Here is a 19,785-nt window from a genome sequence, read left to right as displayed (position 1 = left end):
ACTCCCGCCGGAGGCAGCCTTACGCATCCACATGCGCGACCTCCATGTCGTGGGCGCCGCCGAGCATCAGGCCGATCTGCTCGACCGTCAGCCCGCCGGCCGGGCGCGGCTCGGACAGGCGGCCCTCGTTCAGCGCGGCGAAGCGATCGGAAATCTCCATCAGCTCGTCGAGATCCTGGCTGATGACGATCAGCGCGGCACCGCCGGCGGCGAGGTCGAGCAGCGCCTGCCGGATCGCGGCGGCGGCGGAGGCATCGACGCCCCAGGTCGGCTGGTTCACGACCAACACCTCGGGGCGCTGGAGGATCTCGCGGCCGATGACGAACTTCTGCAGGTTGCCGCCCGACAGCGACATCGCGGGGTTTTCGGGCCCCGGCGTGCGGACGTCGAACTTGTCGATGACGGAGGCGGCGAAGCTCTTCGCCTTGCCCCACCGCAGGAAACCGTTGGAGGTCAGGTCCTCGCGCACCGTGGCGGTCAGCACCGCGTTCTCGGTCAGGCTCATCTCCGGCGCGGCGGCGTGGCCCATGCGTTCTTCCGGCGCGGCCAGCAGGCCGAGCGCGCGGCGCGGATTCGGGCCGAGCCGCGAGATGTCCTTGCCATCGAGGGTCACCATGCCCGCACCGCTGCGCATCTCGCCCGAGAGCGCGGCGAGCAGTTCGTCCTGTCCGTTGCCCGCGACACCGCCGATGCCGAGCACTTCGCCGCGCCGCACTTCGAACGAGATGTCCTTGAGCGAGGTGCCGAAGGCGCGGGGCGAGGGGGCCGACAGGCCAGCGACGGACAGCAGCACCTCACCACCTTCGGACGGCTCGCGCTCCGGCACGTGGAGCGTGCCGCCGACCATCATCTCCGCCATCTCGCGGGCCGAGGTCTCGCGCGGGTCGCAGCCGCCGACGACCTTGCCGAGCCGCAGGATCGTGGCGTTCTCGCAGAGCGTGCGGATCTCTTCCAGCTTGTGCGAGATATAGAGGATCGCGGTCCCTTCGGACGACAGCTTGCGCAGCGTCTCGAACAGGATCTTCACTTCCTGCGGCGTGAGAACCGACGTCGGCTCGTCCATGATGAGCAGCTTGGGGTCCTGCAGCAGGCAGCGGATGATCTCCACCCGCTGGCGTTCGCCGGCGGAGAGGTCGCCCACCGTCCGCCATGGGTCGAGCGGCAGGCCGTAGGTCTCGGACACGTCGCGGATGCGCTTGGCGAGGTCACGCTGCTTGGGCGGGTTCTCCATCCCGAGCGCGATGTTCTCGGCCACGTTCAGCGCGTCGAACAGCGAGAAATGCTGGAACACCATCGCCACGCCGAGGCGGCGGGCGACCTTCGGTTCGGCGGGGTCGTAGGTCTCGCCGTTCAGGGTCATGCTGCCCCGGTCCGGTTTCACCAGCCCGTAGATCGTCTTGACCAGCGTGGACTTGCCCGCGCCGTTTTCGCCGAGAAGCGCGTGAACCTCGCCCCTGCCGATGTCGAAGGAGACGTCCTCGTTGGCCACGACTCCGGGATAGGCTTTCGTCAGCCCCTTTATCGACAGCAGCGTGTCGCTCATCCCGTTTGTCGTCCCGTTTCCCTGTCCGCCGACCGGAGTAGCGCGGCCGCGACGCCGACGGCAATCGCCTGCGGATGTTTTCCCAGAGTTGTATCGCCTATCGGACAGGCAATGCGAGAAATTTGTGCGTTGCTGTGGCCGAGCGCCGAAAGCCGGGACCGGAAGCGCGCCCATTTTGTTGCCGAGCCGATCAGCCCGACGCTGGCGAAGTCGTGCGACAGCAAGGCGTGACACAGCGCGAGGTCGATCTCGTGGCTGTAGGTCATGATGAGGTGATGCGCTTCGGGCGGGGCGTGCTTCACCAGCCGGTCCGGGTGGACCGCCACGATCCGCGCCTCGCCGTGGATCTCCTCGGGGAAACGCTCGACCGCGGTGTCGATCAGCGTGATCGCGAAATTCGGAAGCGGCGCGACGGTTGCCGTGACCGCGCGCCCGACATGGCCGGCGCCCCAGATCCAGAGCGGGGCGCGGTCGGTGTCGGCGAGCGTCTCCGCCTGTCGGAAGCCGAGCGTCACCGACCCGCCACAGCATTGGCCGAGCGCTGGGCCGAGCGGGACGGTCCGCTCACCGGTGGTGCGACCCTCGGCAAGCATGGCGCGGGCGTGGCGCATCGCTTCCCACTCCAGCGCGCCGCCGCCGATGGTGCCTTCGGTCGTGTCGGCGCTGACGAGCATGGAGGTGCCCGCCTCGCGCGGGACCGATCCGGCGGTGCGCAGGACCGTGACGCGGATCGCGCTCATCCCCGCGCCCGCTTCACCGCCGCCAGCACGCGCTCCGCCGTCGCGGGCGTGTCGAGGCAGGGATCGTTCGGCCCGCAGGCCGCGCAGGCGTCGGCCAGCGCGAGCCACGCGGAGATGCCGAGCATCAGCGGCGGTTCCCCCACGGCCTTCGAGCGGTAGATCGTCTCGGAATAATTGTCGCCGTCCCAAAGGTCGACGTTGAAGATGTCCGGCCGGTCGGAGCAGGCCGGGATCTTGTAGGTCGAGGGCGCGTGCGTGCGCAGCCGGCCCTTGTCGTCCCAGACGAGTTCCTCTGTTGTCAGCCAGCCGGCGCCCTGCACGTAGCCGCCTTCGATCTGTCCCCGGTCGATGGCCGGGTTCAGCGAACGGCCCGCGTCGTGGAGGATGTCGGCGCGCAGGATGCGGTTCTCACCGGTGAGCGTGTCGATCGCCACTTCGGTCACCGCCGCGCCGTAGGCGAAGTAGAAGAACGGTCGCCCCCGGCCCGCGACCGGGTCCCAGGCGAGGTCGGGCGTGCGGTAGTAGCCCGCCGCCGACAGGCTGACGCGCTGTTCGTAGGCGATCTGCGCGGCGCGGGCGAAGGGGATGCGCTCGGTCCCGACGATCACCTCGCCGTCGGCGAAGACGATGCGGGAGGCGTCGGTCTGGTGCAGCTCGGCGAGGCAGGCGGCCATCCGGTCGCGGATTTCGTCACAGGCGGCCTTCGCCGCCATCCCGTTGAGGTCCGACCCGGAGGAGGCCGCCGTGGCCGACGTGTTGGGCACCTTCGCGGTATCGGTCGCCGTGATCTTCACCGCGTCGAGCGGCACGCCGAACCGATCCGCCGCGACCTGCGCGACCTTTTGGAACAGGCCTTGTCCCATCTCGGTGCCGCCGTGGTTCAGGTGGATCGAGCCGTCCTGGTAGACATGCACCAGCGCCCCCGCCTGGTTGAGGTGGGTCAGCGTGAAGGAGATGCCGAACTTCACCGGCGAGAAGGCGATGCCCCGTTTCAGCAGCCGGGAATTGTCGTTCCATTCACGGATCGCGGCCTTGCGGGCGGTGTAGTCCGAGGTTTCGAGCAGGCGGTCGGTGATGCCGTGCAGGATGAAATCGGTGACCTCCATCCCGTAGGGCGTGGTGTTCTCGGCGTCCGGCCGGTCGGGCGAGAAGGCGGCGCGGAAGGCCCGGGCGCCGCCCTTGCCGCTGTCGAAGCGGATGCCCGCGCCCTGCGCCCCGCGCGAGGCGAGGTCGTCATGCTCGTCGCCGACGATGTCCTCCAGCGGGACCGGCGGCGTCGGCGCTGGCAGATGGCCGTCGGCGGGCTTGTAGTAGTTGATCCGTCGCACCTCGACCGGGTCGAGCTTCAGGTGACGGGCGATCGCGTCCATCACCCGTTCCATGCCGATCATGCCCTGCGGGCCACCGAAACCGCGGAAGGCCGTCGCGCTCTGCGTGTTGGTCTTCAGCCGGTGCGAGGTGATCCGCATCGCGGGATGCAGGTAGGCGTTGTCGGCATGGAGCATCGCCCGGTCGGCGACGGGGAAGGACAGGTCCTGTGCCCAGCCGCAACGTGCGTATTGCACGAAGTCGACGGCCATCAGCCGCCCGGCCTCGTCGAAGCCGACGTCCCAGTCGATGCGGAAGTCGTGCCGCTTGCCGGTGATCGTCATGTCATCGTCGCGGTCGTAGCGCATCTTGCAGGGCCGGCCGGTGGCCTGCGCGGCGACGGCGCAGGCGACGGCAAGCGCGTTCCCCTGGCTTTCCTTGCCGCCGAAGCCGCCGCCCATGCGGCGCGTCTCGACGCGGACCGCGTGCATGTGCAGGCCGAGCGCCTCGGCCACCTTGTGCTGGATCTCCGTCGGGTGCTGGGTGGAGCTGTGCACCGCCATGTCCCCGTTGTCCTGCGGCAGCGCGAGCGCAGCCTGGCCTTCGAGGTAGAAGTGTTCCTGGCCTCCGACCTCGAGCTTGCCCGACAGGCGCTTCGGCGCGGCGGCGAGCGCGGCGTCGGTGTCGCCCTTGGTCCAGACGGACGGGCCATTGCCGAAATGGCTGTCGGCCGCGATCGCCTGTTCGATGGTGAGGATCGGCTCGGCTGCCTCGATGGTGATCTTGCCCTTCCGCGCCGCCTTGCGCGCGGCGAGGTGGCTGTCGGCGACCACGAGGAACAGCGGCTGGCCGAGGTAGTGCACCTCTCCCGTCGCGAGCAGCGGTTCGTCCCCGACGGACGGCGAGACATCGTTGGCGAAGGGCAGGTCGTCGGCGGTCAGGACCGCGACGACTCCGGGCTGGGCGCGCACCTCGTCGAGGTCCATCGCCGTGATCGTGCCTTTCGCGACCTCGGCCATCCCGAAGGCGAGATGCAGGCAGTCGGCGGGGACGGGTATGTCGTCGACGTAGCGGGCCTTGCCCGCCACGTGGAGCGGGGCGGCATCGTGGGGCAGGGGCCGTGCGACGCTCATGCGCGGACCTCCAGCACCGACACGGGGTCGCCCGCCATCTCGCAATAATAGCGCCACAGCAGGTTCTGCGCGACTTCGAGCCGGTAGCCGGCGGAGGCCCGCATGTCGGACATGGGCGCGTAGTCCTCGGACATCGCGGCCATCGCGGTGTCGGTCGTATCGGGCGCCCACGGCTTGCCGGTCAGCGCTGCCTCGACCGCGGCGGCGCGCTTCGGCACGCCCGCCATGCCGCCAAAGGCGATGCGGGCGGAAACGACGTGGCCATCGTGCACCCGGATGTTGAAGCAGCCGCACACGGCGGAGATATCCTGATCGAAGCGCTTGCTGATCTTGTAGCAGCGCAAGGCGTCCTCGCCGGTCGGCACGAGAACCGCTTCGACGAATTCGCCCGGCTGGCGATCCTGCTTGCCGTAGTCGAGGAAGAATGCCTCCAGCGGCAGCTCGCGGCGGGTGTCGCCCTTGCGCAGCACCACTTCCGCGCCGAGCGCGATCAGTGCCGGAGGGTTGTCGCCGATGGGCGAGCCGTTGGCGATGTTGCCGCCGATGGTGGCGGCGGAGCGCACCTGCTCCGACCCGAAGCGGCGGATCATCTCCGCGTAGGACGGGTAGTGCCCGGCAATGAGGCGGTGCAATTCGGTCATCGGGACCATCGCGCCGAGCTTGAGGGAGTCCGGGCGCACCTCGACGTCCGCCAGGTCGGCGCAGCGGTTAAGGAACGCGACCTCCGGCAGGTCGCGCAGCGATTTGGTGATCCAGAGGCCGACATCAGTCGCGCCGGCGATCAGCGTGGCGTCCGGGTGCGCCTCGTACCAGCTTGCGAGCGCGTCGGCACTTTCGGGGATGTAGGATGGGTGCTCGTCACCCATCCCGTCCGCGACGAGCCCGGCGTCGGTCATCATCCATTCGGGGACCGGCTGCCCTTCGGCCTGCTTCGCGGCCTCGACAATCGGCTTGTAGCCCGTGCAGCGGCAGAGGTTGCCGGCCAGCATGTCGTCGTGATCGACGCGTCCGTTCAGGTGTCCGACCGCCATCGCGACGACGAAGCCCGGCGTGCAGAAGCCGCACTGGCTGCCGTGCTTCTCCACCATCGCGGTCTGGACCGGATGCTCCGCGCCATCGGGACCGGAAAGACCCTCGACGGTGCGAACGGCCTTCCCGTGAAGTTGCGGCAGCAGCAGGATGCAGGCGTTCAGCGCCTTCGAGCCGGAGCGGTCCGTCACCATCACGGTGCAGGCCCCGCAGTCGCCCTCGTTGCAGCCTTCCTTGGTGCCCCTGAGGCCGCGTGTCTCGCGCAGCCAGTCGAGAAGGGTTCGCGTCGGCGGAGTGTCTGCCGTGACGGCGGACCCGTTCAGCCAGAATGAAACGGTCATCCAGGACCTTTGCCGCCTTACTCTTTCACCCTCGGGTCCGGCGCGTGGTCGATGCGGCGTAGAGCGCGCGCCCCCTGTTCGGACGATGAAAGCGGTCCGCGAGGCGATTGGCAAGCCCCGCGCCGGGCTTGTCTGCCTCTTGCGCGGGCAGTGCCGTCAATTCCGGCAGACTGAGGGAGCCATGCGGTCAGACGAGTCCCGCATCCAGGTTACGGGCGAGCGTTTCCAGCCCGTTGAGCGTGTAGAGCATCATGTCCCGCCGCTGCGACCCGCTTTCCTGCGGATCGTAGAAATGCACGCTTTCGTTGTAGTCGACGCGGGTACCGCCCTCGACCTCGCGAAAGCGGATGTCGACCAGCGACAGCGACAGAAGCGTATCGTTCCGAAAGAGGCTGTAGGTCGCGATGATGCGCGCGCCGGGGACGATCTGCTCGTAGCGGATGACGGAGCGGATCGTCGTGTCGGCATCGGTGGGCACGGCGGTCTCGGCGACGCCGCCTTCGCGGAAATCGTGATGGAGCACCGTCGGCTCTACCGTCATGCCGCCGAACTGCATCTTCTCGAACAGCGCGTGGTTGCCGAGAATCTGAAACGCCGTCTGAGCCGACGTCGCCATCAACTTGTTGATCTGGAAGGATTCGCCGCCGAAATACATACGTTTCGAATCGTCGTCGAGCATTCGGTCTTTCTCTCCTCCGGTCCGGCCGTGAGGGGGCGGCCTCCGGATTTCTCTGCCGATGGACGGGCATCAATCGTCAATTCCACACTTGCGTAAAGTCAGGAAAACCTGCCTTCACAGGAGTGCTTTTCGACCCGGGCGATACCACATATCGTGGCCGCCATGAACAGTTCCCCCCGATTCATCCATCTGCGCGTCCATACCGAGTATTCGCTCCTCGAGGGCGCCGTGCCCGTGAAGAAGCTGCCCGGGATCGCCGCCGACATGGACATGCCGGCGGTCGCCGTGACCGACTCGAACAACATGTTCTGCGGGCTGGAGTTCTCGGAATACGCGTCGAAGGCGGGGATTCAGCCGATCATCGGCTGCCAGGTCGATCTGACCTACCTCGAGGTGGAGCCGGGCAAGCGGCCGGAGGCGCCGGCGCCGGTCGTGCTGCTGGCCCAGTCCGAAGCCGGCTACATGAACCTAATGAAGCTCAACTCCTGCGCCTACCTCGACGGGCGAGGTGAGTGGCCGCAGGTTCGCATGGACGAACTCGCCGCCCATTCAGAGGGCGTGATCTGCCTGACCGGCGGTCCCGACGGGCCGATCGGTCGCCTGTTGCGCGCCGGGCAGAGGCCGACGGCACAGGCGCTGCTGGAGCGGCTGAAGGCGATCTTCGGCGACCGGCTTTACGTCGAGCTCCAGCGCCACCCCGGTGAGTCGGGCGCCCCGCAGGCCGAGCGCGACTCCGAGCGTGGTCATGTCGAGATGGCCTATGCCCTCGACCTGCCGCTGGTCGCGACCAACGACGTCTACTTCCCGAAGTCGGACATCTACGACGCCCATGACGCGCTGATCTGCATCTCCGAGGGTGCCTATGTCGACCAGCAGGAGCCGCGCCGCCGGCTGACTCCGCAGCATTACTTCAAGAGCCAGCAGGAGATGGCCGCGCTGTTCGCCGACCTGCCAGAGGCGCTCGAAAACACCGTCGAGATCGCGAAGCGCTGCGCGTTCAAGGTCGCCAAGCGCGACCCGATCCTGCCGCGCTTCGCCGACGACGAGGTCGTCGAACTGCGGCGGCAGGCGAACGAGGGCCTGAAGGCGCGGCTTGCCGTCATCCCGCACGCCGCGTCGGTGGAGGAGTACCAGAAGCGCCTCGATTTCGAGCTCGACATCATCGAGGGCATGGGCTTTCCCGGCTACTTCCTGATCGTCGCCGACTTCATCAAGTGGGCGAAGGACCACGACATTCCGGTCGGGCCGGGGCGGGGGTCCGGCGCGGGCTCGCTCGTCGCCTACGCGCTGACGATCACCGACCTCGATCCACTGCGCTATGCGCTGCTGTTCGAACGCTTCCTGAACCCTGAACGTGTGTCGATGCCGGACTTCGACATCGACTTCTGCATGGACCGCCGGGAAGAGGTGATCCGCTACGTCCAGGAGAAGTACGGCCGCGACAAGGTCGGACAGATCATCACCTTCGGCGCGCTGCTGTCGAAGGCCGCCGTGCGCGACGTGGGCCGGGTGCTTCAGATGCCCTATGGCCATGTCGACCGGCTGTCGAAGATGATCCCCGTCGAAGGGGTGAAGCCGGTGTCGATCGGCAAGGCGCTGGCCGACGAGCCGCGCCTGCGCGAAGAGATCCGCGAGACGGAGCAGGACCGTCGCGAAGGCCGCCGCAACCCGGCTGCGCGCCTGTTCGAGTTCGCCGAGAAGATCGAGGGCCTGCTGCGCAACGCCTCCACCCACGCCGCCGGCGTGGTGATCGGGGACCGACCGCTCGACGCGCTGGTGCCGCTCTACCAGGATCCGCGCTCCGACATGCCGGCGACCCAGTTCAACATGAAATGGGTCGAGCAGGCGGGCCTCGTGAAGTTCGACTTCCTCGGCCTGAAGACGCTGACCGTCATCCAGAACGCGCTCGACCTGATCCTGAAATCGGGACGCAACCTGCACGAGGCAGCGGACGGCACTGTGCTCTACCAGCCCGCGGAGGGCGGTGAGAACCAGATGAACCTGATCCCGCTCGACGACGAGGCGACCTACGAGCTCTACTCGAAGGCCAAGACCGTCGCGGTGTTCCAGGTTGAAAGCTCGGGCATGATGGATGCGCTGCGGCGCATGAAGCCGACCTGCATCGAGGATATCGTCGCCCTCGTGGCGCTCTACCGGCCCGGTCCGATGGAGAACATCCCGAAATATTGCGAGGTGAAGAACGGCATCTCCGATCGCGACATGCTGCACCCGTCTGTGGATCACATCCTCGACGAGACGCAGGGCATCATCGTCTACCAGGAGCAGGTGATGCAGATCGCGCAGGAGATGGCGGGCTACAGCCTCGGCGGGGCCGACCTTCTGCGCCGCGCGATGGGCAAGAAGATCCAGGAGGCGATGGACGCCGAACGGCCGAAGTTCATCGAGGGTGCGAAGAAGAACGGCGTCGACGACAAGAAGGCGCTGGAGGTCTGGAACCTCCTCGACAAGTTCGCCAACTACGGCTTCAACAAGTCGCACGCCGCCGCCTATGCCGTGGTCAGCTACCAGACAGCGTGGCTGAAGACGAACCACCCGGTCGAGTTCATGGCCGGCGTGATGAACTGCGATATCCACCTTACCGACAAGCTCGCCATCTATTTCCAGGAGCTGCGCAAGGGCCTCGCCCTGCCGTGGGAGCCGCCCTGCGTGAACCGCTCCATGGCGACGTTCGACGTGCGCGAGGGCAAGCTGATCTACGCGCTGGGCGCGCTGAAGAACGTCGGCACCGACGCGATGCGCCTGCTGGTCGACGCGCGCGAGCAGGAGGGGCGGCCCTTCACCAACCTCTATGATTTCGCGCGGCGCGCGGACCTCAAGAAGATCGGCAAGCGCAGCCTCGAGATGCTGGCGCGCGCCGGCGCCTTCGACGAACTCGACCCGAACCGGCGCCGGGTGCTCGAAAGCCTCGACGCGCTGACCGCCTATTCCGGCGCGATCCACGAGCAACGCGAGAGCAACCAGTCCTCGCTGTTCGGCGATGCCGGCGACGACCTGCCCGAACCGCGCCTGTCGGCCGTGCCGGACTGGCTGCCCGCCGAGCGGCTGGCGGAGGAGTTCAAGGCGGTCGGTTTCTACCTCTCCGGTCACCCGCTCGACGATTACCTCGGCGCGCTGAAGCGCAAGCAGGTGATGACGCTGGACGAGGTGACGGCCAAGGCCGAGCGCGGTCCCTGCATCGTGAAGATGGCCGGCACCGTTGCCTCGCGGCAGGAGCGGAAGTCGGCGAAGGGCAACCGCTTCGCCTTCGTGCAGCTCTCCGATCCGACGGGACAGTACGAGACGACCATGTTCTCCGACACGCTGGAAGCCTCCCGCGATTTTCTCGAGAGCGGCAGCCAGGTCGTGCTCCAGGTCGAGGCGACGATGGAAAGCGACCAGCTCAAGCTGCTGGCGCGGTCGGTTTCGCCGATCGACGTCGCCGTGGCCGATGCCGGGGCGATGGGCCTGCGGGTCTTCGTGGAGACGACCGACGCGGTCGGGGCCGTGGCGGCCGTGCTGGAAGGCGCGCGGCAGGAGAACAAGCGCGGCGGGCGCGGCCCGATCGTGTTCTGCCTGATGGATCAGGGACTTCCCGGCGAAGTCGAGATCGACCTCGGGATGGAGTTCCCGGTGTCGCCCCAGATCAAGGGCGCGTTGCGCTCGCTTCCGGGCATCCTCGAGGTGCAGGACGTCTGAGCGAAAGGCCGCTTCGTCCCCAAACTTTCTTTACCTTTTGCAACCCCGTCGGCTAGAAACGTCCACAAAACTGGGGCGAACGGGACAAATATGAGACTTTTCATTCTGGCGGCAGCCGGCCTTTTGCTGGCATCCTGCGGCGATCCGCTGCGCAACGTGGACCGGTTGAGCGACGTGGATGGCGGGGTCGGCGGACCGAGCCTCGCCTCGTCCGGTGAAGAGTCCCCGTTGCTGTCGGACGCCGGTGCCGCCGGGGGAGAGCTCGAAGCCGCTGCCGTGGCCGAGGCGCGCGCCTCCAGCGGCGACGCACCGCCGCGCGGCCTGCTCGCCATCTTCGGTGCCGACCGCCAGAGCGGGCCGACCGATGCCGCGATGACCACCGATCCCGAACCCGCCCGCCGTGGCGGCGGCCTTGGCGCGCTGTTCGGCGGCGGTGGCACGCCGGCCCCGGCGACCGGACCGGACTCGACCGATGTGGCGCCCGGCACCGTAGTCGGTTTCGGCCAGATTGCCCGCGTCTGCGACCGTCCGCGCAACGGGTACGGGACGCGCGTCGCTGCCGGCTCCGGCTTCGAGGTGTTCGACACGATCCCCAATTCGACCGCACCGCGCCCGCACTACATCACCGGTTTCTCCGACGGCTGCGCCCGCACCATCAGCGCCGGTCTGGTCCTGTCCGGCGATGTCGGCACCTACGAGGTCGTCCGCTACCAGGCCGAGCGCGGCCAGCGCAGCAACACCGCGACCGATCAGGCCTACGAGCGGATCAAGAACGATGTCTGCGGCGTCCGGACCGGTCAGTCCTGCGGCCAGCGGATCGACCGGCTTGCACGCGATACGATCTTTCTGAGCGCCTACCAGAGCTTCGGCGGCGGAGAGCGCTGGGCCGAGATCCTTCTGCACGACGGTGCGGTCGCAGCGATCACCACGCGCGACTAGGCCGCGGCCGTCACCAGTGCGGCGGCTTCTGATCGGCGAGCGGCACACCGTCGCCGTCCGACGTTTCGCGCTCCGCCTCCCGCTCCAGCAACAGCCGGACCCGGCGCAGCAGGGTCGAGATCTCGGTCTCCTGCCTCGAGACGACATCGGACAGGTCCGACAGCTCCCGTTCGAGGTGCGCGATACGTTCTTCGAGGGCGTGGTTCGATGACATGACGGGCATCTAGGCCTTTTTGCGGGCTCCGCCAAGCGTTGCTGCTAGCGCGACGATCCGGGGTGGCCGACCACGGGCGATGGCCATGGAGTGAGCGGCGCTGGTCCTCGTGGCCCGGGCAAGGAGGGCGGGGCCGTCTCCGCCGGCATCTACGCTGTCTGAAGGCTCGACCCGAACGGCGACACCTGCCTGATCGAGGACCACGAGCTCCGCCTTGCCCCGAGGGGCCGCGCCCGGTAGATGCTGCCGCGAAACAGACCGGCAGGAGCGGGCCAATGGCCAAGCCCAAGAAGACCCCACGCCCCAAGGCGGAGACGCCGAAGGGGTTCCGCGACTATTTCGGCGCCGAAGTCACCGAGCGTGCCGAGATGCTGTCGAAGATCGCCGGGGTCTATCATCGCTACGGGTTCGATGCGCTCGAAAGCTCCGCCGTCGAAACGGTGGAGGCTCTGGGCAAGTTCCTCCCCGACGTGGACCGTCCGAACGAGGGCGTCTTCGCCTGGCAGGAGGACGAGGACGCGACGTGGCTGGCGCTGCGGTACGACCTGACGGCCCCGCTGGCGCGGGTCTACGCGCAGTATCGCAACGATTTGCCGACGCCCTACCGCCGCTACGCGATGGGGCCGGTCTGGCGGAATGAAAAGCCCGGTCCGGGCCGCTTCCGGCAGTTCTACCAATGCGACGCCGACACGGTCGGCGCGCCGACCGTCGCGGCGGATGCCGAGATCTGCGCGATGCTGGCGGACACGCTGGAAGAGGTCGGCATCCCGCGCGGCGATTACCTGATCCGGGTGAACAACCGGAAGGTCCTGAACGGCGTGCTGGAGGCGATGGGCCTCACCGACGACGCTCAGCGGGCCGACGTCCTGCGCACCATCGACAAGTTCGACAAGGTGGGAGAGCGCGGTGTGCGCGAACTGCTCGGCAAGGGCCGGCTGGACGCCTCGGGCGCATATATCGACGGCGTCGGGCTGTCGGACGAACAGGCCGAGCCGGTGCTCGCATTCCTGACGTCGAAGGCCGACAGCGCCGACAAGACGCTAGAGAACCTGAGTGCCGCCGTCGGTGGCTCCGCCATCGGCGCCGAAGGTGTCGAGGAGCTGCGGACCATCGCGGCGCTTCTGGCGGCGCAGGGCTACGGATCGGACCGGATCGAGCTCGACCCCTCCGTCGTGCGCGGCCTCGGCTACTACACCGGCCCGGTCTTCGAGGCCGAGCTGACCTTCGAGATCACCGATGAGAAGGGCCGCCCGCGCCAGTTCGGCTCGGTCGCCGGGGGCGGGCGCTACGACGACCTCGTCAAGCGCTTCACCGGGCAGGAAGTGCCCGCGACCGGCGTCTCGATCGGGGTCGACCGGCTGCTCGCCGCGCTGCGGGCCAAGGGGCGTGTCACTTCCTCCGCCGAGGGGCCCGTCGTCGTCACTGTCATGGATCGTGACCGCATGGCCGACTATCAGGCGATGGTTTCCGAACTGCGCAACGCCGGCATCCGGGCCGAGGTCTACCTCGGCAACCCCAAGAACTTCGGCAACCAGCTCAAGTACGCCGACCGCCGGCATTCCCCCGTCGCCATCATCGAAGGCGGCGAAGAGAAGGCGAACGGCGTCGTGCAGATCAAGGACCTGATCCTCGGGGCGCAGATCGCCGAGAGCGCCACGCTCGAGGAGTGGAAGGAACGACCCTCCCAGTTCGAGGTGCCGCGGACCGAGATGGTCGCCAAGGTCCGCGAGATTCTGGGCAGCCGGTCGTGATCCGCTCCGACGCCAAGAGCGCCGCCCGCGACAGCGCAGAGCGGCTGATGGGGGTGTTCCGCACCGCCGGCGCCGTGCCGGTGGAGACGGAGCTTCTGCAACCCGCCGGCACGCTGCTCGACCTCTACGGCGAGGATATCCGCGCCCGGGCCTACGTCACGAACGACCCGCTCCGGGGCGAGCTGATGCTGCGGCCCGACTTCACGGTGCCCGTGGTGCAGATGCACATGGACGGCGGGGCGGAGCCGGCACGCTACACCTATGCGGGCGAGGTCTTCCGCCGGCAGGAAACCGATCCCGACCGCCCGAACGAATACCTGCAGGTCGGGCTGGAACTGTTCGGCGGGGACGATCCCGCCGCCGCCGATGCCGAAGTCTTCGCCCTGATCGCCGAGGCGCTCGCTCCGCGCCGGCTGCGGGCCGCCATCGGCGACATCGGCATCCTGATGGCCGCCGTCCGGGGGCTTTCGACCACCGAGGCCCGCAAGGCCGCGCTGCTGCGCCATGTCTGGCGACCCCGCCGGTTCCGCGCGATGCTCGATCGGTTCGGCGGGCGCCAGCCGGTGCCGCAGGCCCGTGCCGCGCTTCTGGCGGAGGCGGACCCGCTGCGCGATCTGGGAATGACCGGCAAGCGGACCCGTGCGGAGATCGAGGCGCGGATCGAGGCGCTTCGGGAAGATGCCGCCGCGCCGCACATCTCGGGGGCCGAGCTCGAGATGATAGACACGGTCCTCGCGCTTCGCGAAACCGCACCCAACGTGCTCGCCGCGCTCCGCGACATCGCCATCGACCTGCCGACACTCGAGCCGGCGGTGCGGCAGATGGCGAAACGGCTCGACCGGTTGTCGGACCGTGGCATCGACGTCGAGGAACTGCAGTTCGAGGCCAGCTACGGCCGCACCTCGATGGAATATTACGACGGGTTCGTCTTCGGCTTCACCATCGCCGACCGGCCCGATCTGCCGCCCGTCGCGACCGGCGGGCGCTACGATGCGCTGACCAAGGTGCTGGGGCGTGGGCGGGGCATCCCGGCGGTCGGCGGCGTGATCCGCCCCGGCATCCTGCTCTCGGCGGGAGAGGCGGCATGACGTTGAAACTCGGTGTGCCCTCCAAGGGCCGTCTCATGGACAAGACCTTCGACTGGTTCGCGGCGCGTGGCATCACGATGCGCAAGGCCGAGAGCGAGCGCGAATATTCCGCCACCGTCGAAGGGATCGACGGGATCGAGATGGTGCTGCTCTCCGCCGGGGAGATCCCGCGTGAGCTGGGGCAGGGCCGCATCCACCTCGGCGTCACCGGTTCGGACGTTGTGCGCGAACGGCTGGCGAACTGGGACCTGCAGGTGAACGAACTGTCCGACCTCGGCTTTGGCGGGGCGGACCTCGTCATCGCGGTGCCGCAGGGATGGGTCGATGTCGATACGCTCGACGATCTCGATGCCGCCGCGGCGCAGTTCCGGCGAACCCACGGCCACCGGCTCCGCATCGCGACGAAGTACCACCGTCTGACGCGGGAATTCCTGCGCGATCACGGCGTTGCCGATTACGCGCTTGTCGACAGCCAGGGCGCGACGGAAGGCACGGTGAAGAACGAGACGGCGGAGGCGATCTCCGACATAACCTCGACGGGCGAGACGCTGCGCGCCAACGGTCTGAAGATCCTGTCCGACGGTCTGATCCACTCGAGCCAGGCGCGGCTCTTCAAATCGCGCAACGCGGAGTGGAGCGACGAGGACCGCGCGACCTACAAGGCCTTCTGCAACCGGCTCGACGTCTGAGAGGGTTGTAAAGGTTGCTGCACGATTAACGCGCGGCGCCCGAGAGTCCCCCTCCCTACCACCCGCCACCCTGAGGTGAGTCGGTTGAGAAATGCTGACGACAGGTCGGGCCGGGGAGGCGAGGTGTTCGGATCTCGTCTGGTAGGCTTGCGCGAGACAGGCAAACAACGTCGCAGCGGTGCAGATTGGCCCGCCGTGGATGAGCCCGCGTTAGTTAACTCGACGCGACCCGCGACCCCACGGATCCGTCACTCCGCCGCGTCGCGATCAAGCGCGCGGACGGCAAGAACGGACCGCACCGGCACAAGACCCGGCCCGCCGGCCGTCGCGCCGATCCGGCTGTCCGCCGCATTGTCCCGGTTGTCGCCGAGCAGGAACAGGTGATCGGGCGGCACCTCGATCTCTGCGGTGTCATCCCCTGTCCCCTCGCGGAAATCGAGCACCCGGTAGCTTTCGCCGCCGGGCAGGGTCTCCGTCAGTTCGCTCGCGACACAGTCCGGGCCGCTGGCCGTTCCGGGCAGGGGGCAGTGACCGTCGCCGTCCACTCGAACCATCCGCCCGGTCGCCACTTGCGCCAAGGCGTCGCCGTTCACCCACACCACGCCATCGCGCATCTGCACGCGGTCGCCGCCAAGCCCGATCACGCGGAAGACAAAGGCCGGGCCGGTCTCTCCGCGCCGGAAGACGACGATGTCGCCTCGGTTCGGACCATCCGTGAACCGGTCCCACGTCTTGAAGGTCTCGCAGCTCCCCGGCTCGAGCGTCGGCAGCATGGAGGTCGAGGCGATGCGATACATCTGATCGGCCCCGAACGCGCAGGTCAGGCAGATGCAGGCGGCGGAGGCGGGCGTCCCGCCGGCCAGCGCCAGCAGGGCGAGGCCGGTCGCCCTCACAGCACTCCGATCTCGGCAAGGGCGGCGGACAGTTCTGCCGGAAGGCCGGTCTCACCCTCGCGGCTGGCGGGAAGGTCGCGCGGCGCGTCCTCGGTCTTCAGGTACCGCCAGCCCTGGAAGGCGCGGCGCGGGGTGGGCGTCACGTCGATCAGCCCCGGCTCGAGCACGATCCCGCAGCGCCGGATTCCGTCGCCCCGGTCGACCTCGTCCAGCCGCACGATACGTTGCCGGCACAGCACCAGCCCCTTGATGACCCAATAGATCGACCCGCCGTCGAGCAGTTCCGCCTCGCGCTTGGGCCACATGCGTGTCACGTGGCGCGGCAGGCCATCGGACGTCCGGGCGGCGCGGGTTTCCTGCCACGCGCCGAGCTCTTGCGGGCTCTCCGTGCCGACTGACAGTTTTTGCAGGTTGAGTGTGTGGGTCAATCGTCCGCTTTCTTCTTTCGCACCCCAGATGTAGTGGATAAGTTAGATTTCCCACCCCGATTCTGCTAGGGTTTCCCCCTCACCTTTCCGAAAGGACCTCCCATGACTCGCTTCGCCGCGCCCATTGCCGAACAGATCTGGGACATGAAGTACCGGCTGAAGCAGGCGGACGGCACGGCGCTCGACGAGACCGTCGAATCGACTTGGCGCCGTATCGCGCAGTCGCTCGCCGAGGTGGAGGCCGAGCCCGCGAAGTGGGAGAAGAAGTTCTACGGCGCGCTTGAGGATTTCCGCTTCCTGCCCGCCGGGCGGATCACCGCCGGCGCCGGCACGGACCGCAGCGTGACGCTGTTCAACTGCTTCGTCATGGGCACCATTCCGGACACGATGGCCGGCATCTTCGACATGCTGAAGGAAGCCGCGCTGACGATGCAGCAGGGTGGCGGGATCGGCTACGACTTCTCCACCATCCGCCCGCGCGGCGCGATCGTCCATGGCGTTGCGGCGGACGCCTCCGGCCCGCTCTCCTTCATGGATGTCTGGGACGCGATGTGCCGTACCATCATGTCCGCCGGCTCGCGCCGCGGTGCGATGATGGCGACGATGCGCTGCGACCACCCCGACGTGGAACAGTTCATCGAGGCCAAGAGCGATCCCGCCCGCCTGCGAATGTTCAACATGTCCGTTCTGGTGTCGGACGCCTTCATGGAAGCGGTGAAGGCCGACGGCCCGTGGGAGCTGACCTTCGGCGACAAGGTCTACAAGACCGTCGAGGCCCGGGACCTCTGGAACCGGATCATGAAGAGCACCTACGACTACGCCGAGCCGGGCGTGATCTTCATCGACCGCATCAACGAGATGAACAACCTCGCCTATTGCGAGACCATCGCGGCGACCAATCCCTGCGGCGAGCAGCCCCTGCCGCCCTACGGCGCGTGCCTGCTCGGCTCCATCAACTTCGCCCGTCTTGTGGCCGAACCGTTCGAGGCCGGTGCGAAGCTGGATGAAGAGGCGCTCGACGACCTCGTCGCGACCGCCGTGCGGATGATGGACAACGTGGTCGACGCCTCGCGCTTCCCGCTGCCCGAACAGGCCGCCGAAGCCGCCGCCAAGCGCCGGATCGGTCTCGGCGTGACCGGTCTTGCCGACGCGCTGCTCATGGTGGGCGAGCGCTACGGCTCGGAAGAGGCCGCCACGGTCACCGAGGCCTGGATGAAGCGCATCGCGCGCTCCGCCTACCTCGCCTCCGCCGACCTCGCGGACGAGAAGGGGGCCTTCCCGCTGTTCGACGCGGAGCCCTACCTCGCCTCCGGGACGATGCAGCAGATGGACGAGGACGTCCGCGCCGCCATCGCCGAGAAGGGCATCCGCAACGCGCTGCTGACCTCCGTCGCGCCGACCGGCACGATCTCTCTCTATGCCGGCAACGTCTCCTCCGGGATCGAGCCCGTGTTCGCCTTCGCCTACAGCCGCAAGGTGCTGCAGAAGGACGGCTCGCGCACGGAAGAGGAAGTCGTGGATTACGCGCTCCAGCTCTACCGCGAGAAATACGGCGAGGATGCGGACCTGCCCGAGCATTTCGTCAACGCGCAGACGCTTGCGCCGATGGACCACGTCCGGATGCAGGCCGCGGCGCAGAAGTGGGTCGACAGCTCGATCTCCAAGACGATCAACGTGCCCGCCGACATCGACTTCGACGCCTTCAAGGACGTCTACATGGAAGCCTACGAGACCGGCTGCAAAGGTTGCACGACATACCGTCCGAACGATGTCACCGGGTCCGTCCTCTCCGTGTCCGAAAAGCCCGAGAGCACCCCGGCCGAGCAACCGGTCCTCGTCGAGGAGACCGGCGAGGGCGCCGAGGTCGTCTACATGTCCGAACCGCTCGACCGGCCGCAGACGCTCGAGGGGAACACCTACAAGCTGAAGTGGCCCGACAGCGAGCACGCGATCTACATCACGATCAACGATCTGCTGATGAACGGCCAGCGGCGCCCGTTCGAGATTTTCATCAACTCCAAGAACATGGAGCATTTTGCCTGGACGGTGGCGCTGACGCGGATGATCTCCGCCGTCTTCCGCCGCGGCGGTGACGTGTCCTTCGTCGTCGAAGAGCTGAAGGCGGTGTTCGATCCGCGCGGCGGGGCCTGGATCAAGGGCAAGTACATCCCCTCGATGCTCGCCGCGATCGGTGGCGTGATCGAGACCCACCTCGTCGCCATCGGCTTCCTAGACGGTGAGGGGTCGGGCCTGAAGACCGACCCGCAGGCGCAAGTGGTGCAGATGGACAGCCGTCCGAAGAAATCCTGCTCGTCCTGCGGCAGCTACGACCTCCGGATGGTCGAAGGTTGCATGACCTGCGCGAACTGCGGGTACTCGAAGTGCGGGTAGAGGGGTGCCTTCGGAATGACCGTTGAGCGGGGTGCGCATCGAGCGCGCACCCTACGGGTCCGGACGAACTGCGTGAACGGTAGGGTGCGCGCTTGATGCGCACCTGAGAGGCCCGCGCGCGGCATGATCGGACGCCCCAGGTAGGGTGCGCGCTCGATGCGCACCCCCCCCACGCCCCATCACTCAGATGTCAAAGTTCGTCGGCAGGACCACGACGTCGCGGATGGTGACGTTCCGGGGCCGCGTCAGCATGAACAGCACCGCGTCCGCGACCTCGGTCGGTTCGATCAGGGAGCCGCTGTCCTTCGCCTTCTGCAGGTTCTCCTCCGGCCAGTCGGCCAGCAGCGCCGAGACCACCGGCCCCGGCGAGACCGAGCCGACGCGGATGCCCTTGCGGTTCACCTGCCGCCGCATGGTCTGCACGAACGCGTTCATCGCCCATTTCGACGCGGAATAGACCGGCTCCCACGGGATCGCGGAGTGCCCGGCGACGGACGAAGTGATGACGATGTCGCCCGTGCCACGCTCCAGCATGTGGGGCAGTACGTTGTGGACGTTCTTCATCACCGCGTTGACGTTGAGATTGAGCATCCTGTCGATCGCGGCCGGATCGGTGATCTCGATCAGGTCGCCGCCGATGTAGCTGCCCGCGTTGGCATGCAGGATGTCGAGTTGCCCGGTCTTTTCGAGGATGCCGTCGAGCAGAGTATCGCAGCTGTCGGGTCTCAGCAGGTCGATGACCAGCGGCACGGCCATCGGCCCGAGCCGTTCGACCAGCGAGTCGAGCGCCGCCTCGTCGCGATCGACCATGACGACCTTCGCCCCCGCGCCGAGCAGCATCTCGACGCTGGCGAGGCCGATGCCGGACGCCGCGCCCGTGACCGCGGCCACCTTGCCGGAAAGTTCGTTTGCCATTCTTGAAG

15 protein-coding genes are annotated in these 19,785 nt (G+C 67.8%); 6 read left to right on the top strand and 9 right to left on the bottom strand.

Features of this window, described 5'->3' with window-relative positions; genetic code table 11:
* Positions 1-19 precede the first annotated feature (19 nt).
* The 5 genes from I8N54_RS15130 to I8N54_RS15110 all read right to left on the bottom strand — a co-directional run bounded on the left by I8N54_RS15130 (position 20) and on the right by I8N54_RS15110 (position 6,773).
* Positions 20-1,543 (bottom strand): ABC transporter ATP-binding protein, encoded by a 1,524-nt coding sequence (locus tag I8N54_RS15130; RefSeq protein ID WP_140195985.1) that lies wholly within the window; start codon positions 1,541-1,543, stop codon positions 20-22.
* Positions 1,540-2,283 (bottom strand): xanthine dehydrogenase accessory protein XdhC, encoded by a 744-nt coding sequence (gene xdhC / locus I8N54_RS15125; RefSeq protein ID WP_140195983.1) that lies wholly within the window; start codon positions 2,281-2,283, stop codon positions 1,540-1,542. Before xdhC ends, I8N54_RS15130 begins: the two co-directional genes overlap by 4 nt.
* Positions 2,280-4,724, bottom strand: a complete 2,445-nt coding sequence (xdhB, locus tag I8N54_RS15120; RefSeq protein ID WP_140195981.1) for a xanthine dehydrogenase molybdopterin binding subunit — start codon at positions 4,722-4,724, stop codon at positions 2,280-2,282. Before xdhB ends, xdhC begins: the two co-directional genes overlap by 4 nt.
* On the bottom strand, positions 4,721-6,094 hold the full coding sequence (gene xdhA, locus I8N54_RS15115; RefSeq protein WP_140195979.1) for a xanthine dehydrogenase small subunit: 1,374 nt from the start codon (positions 6,092-6,094) through the stop codon (positions 4,721-4,723). Before xdhA ends, xdhB begins: the two co-directional genes overlap by 4 nt.
* Positions 6,095-6,281: 187 nt before the next feature.
* Positions 6,282-6,773, bottom strand: a complete 492-nt coding sequence (locus I8N54_RS15110) for an SRPBCC domain-containing protein (RefSeq protein WP_140195977.1) — start codon at positions 6,771-6,773, stop codon at positions 6,282-6,284.
* 162 nt (positions 6,774-6,935) lie between these two features.
* On the opposite strand from I8N54_RS15110, the gene dnaE reads away from it, so the two are divergent.
* Both dnaE and I8N54_RS15100 read left to right on the top strand, forming a co-directional pair.
* Entirely contained in the window at positions 6,936-10,469 is a 3,534-nt protein-coding gene (gene dnaE, locus I8N54_RS15105; protein ID WP_140195975.1) for a DNA polymerase III subunit alpha, read from the top strand.
* Positions 10,470-10,559: 90 nt separating this feature from the next.
* The gene (locus I8N54_RS15100; protein ID WP_140195973.1) at positions 10,560-11,408 is read left to right on the top strand and encodes a hypothetical protein; all 849 of its coding nucleotides are present in this window, start codon (positions 10,560-10,562) and stop codon (positions 11,406-11,408) included.
* Between the two features lie 10 nt (positions 11,409-11,418).
* Here the strand turns inward: I8N54_RS15100 and I8N54_RS15095 are convergent, their stop codons facing one another.
* Positions 11,419-11,631: a SlyX family protein gene (locus I8N54_RS15095; protein WP_231592689.1), complete on the bottom strand. Its 213-nt coding sequence runs from the start codon at positions 11,629-11,631 to the stop codon at positions 11,419-11,421.
* Between the two features lie 266 nt (positions 11,632-11,897).
* On the opposite strand from I8N54_RS15095, the gene hisS reads away from it, so the two are divergent.
* From hisS to hisG, 3 genes are read left to right on the top strand one after another with little or no spacing between them, the layout of a single operon-like run.
* The gene (hisS, locus tag I8N54_RS15090; protein WP_140195969.1) at positions 11,898-13,373 is read left to right on the top strand and encodes a histidine--tRNA ligase; all 1,476 of its coding nucleotides are present in this window, start codon (positions 11,898-11,900) and stop codon (positions 13,371-13,373) included.
* The gene (locus I8N54_RS15085) at positions 13,370-14,461 is read left to right on the top strand and encodes an ATP phosphoribosyltransferase regulatory subunit (protein WP_140195967.1); all 1,092 of its coding nucleotides are present in this window, start codon (positions 13,370-13,372) and stop codon (positions 14,459-14,461) included. The genes hisS and I8N54_RS15085 overlap by 4 nt, the downstream gene beginning before the upstream one ends.
* A complete protein-coding gene (gene hisG / locus I8N54_RS15080) occupies positions 14,458-15,150 on the top strand; it encodes an ATP phosphoribosyltransferase (protein WP_140195965.1) in 693 nt (230 codons plus the stop codon). Before I8N54_RS15085 ends, hisG begins: the two co-directional genes overlap by 4 nt.
* A 248-nt stretch (positions 15,151-15,398) precedes the next feature.
* Here the strand turns inward: hisG and lepB are convergent, their stop codons facing one another.
* Together lepB and I8N54_RS15070 are read right to left on the bottom strand one after the other, a co-directional pair.
* A complete protein-coding gene (lepB, locus tag I8N54_RS15075) occupies positions 15,399-16,043 on the bottom strand; it encodes a signal peptidase I (RefSeq protein ID WP_140195963.1) in 645 nt (214 codons plus the stop codon).
* Positions 16,040-16,471 carry a DUF1489 family protein gene (locus I8N54_RS15070; protein WP_140195961.1) on the bottom strand — a complete coding sequence of 144 codons (432 nt, stop codon included), beginning with the start codon at positions 16,469-16,471 and terminating at the stop codon, positions 16,040-16,042. The genes lepB and I8N54_RS15070 overlap by 4 nt, the downstream gene beginning before the upstream one ends.
* A gap of 102 nt (positions 16,472-16,573) precedes the next feature.
* Between I8N54_RS15070 and I8N54_RS15065 the strand changes: the two genes are divergently transcribed.
* The gene (locus I8N54_RS15065; RefSeq protein ID WP_140195959.1) at positions 16,574-18,862 is read left to right on the top strand and encodes an adenosylcobalamin-dependent ribonucleoside-diphosphate reductase; all 2,289 of its coding nucleotides are present in this window, start codon (positions 16,574-16,576) and stop codon (positions 18,860-18,862) included.
* 183 nt (positions 18,863-19,045) lie between these two features.
* Here the strand turns inward: I8N54_RS15065 and I8N54_RS15060 are convergent, their stop codons facing one another.
* On the bottom strand, positions 19,046-19,777 hold the full coding sequence (locus I8N54_RS15060; RefSeq protein WP_140195957.1) for an SDR family oxidoreductase: 732 nt from the start codon (positions 19,775-19,777) through the stop codon (positions 19,046-19,048).
* Positions 19,778-19,785 lie beyond the last annotated feature (8 nt).

It is taken from the genome of Pelagovum pacificum (assembly GCF_016134045.1).
In the GTDB taxonomy this organism is placed as follows: Bacteria; Pseudomonadota; Alphaproteobacteria; order Rhodobacterales; family Rhodobacteraceae; genus Oceanicola; species Oceanicola pacificus_A.
The sequence above is the reverse complement of the archived record's forward strand: the minus strand, read 5'-3'. Positions and strand labels throughout refer to the sequence as shown.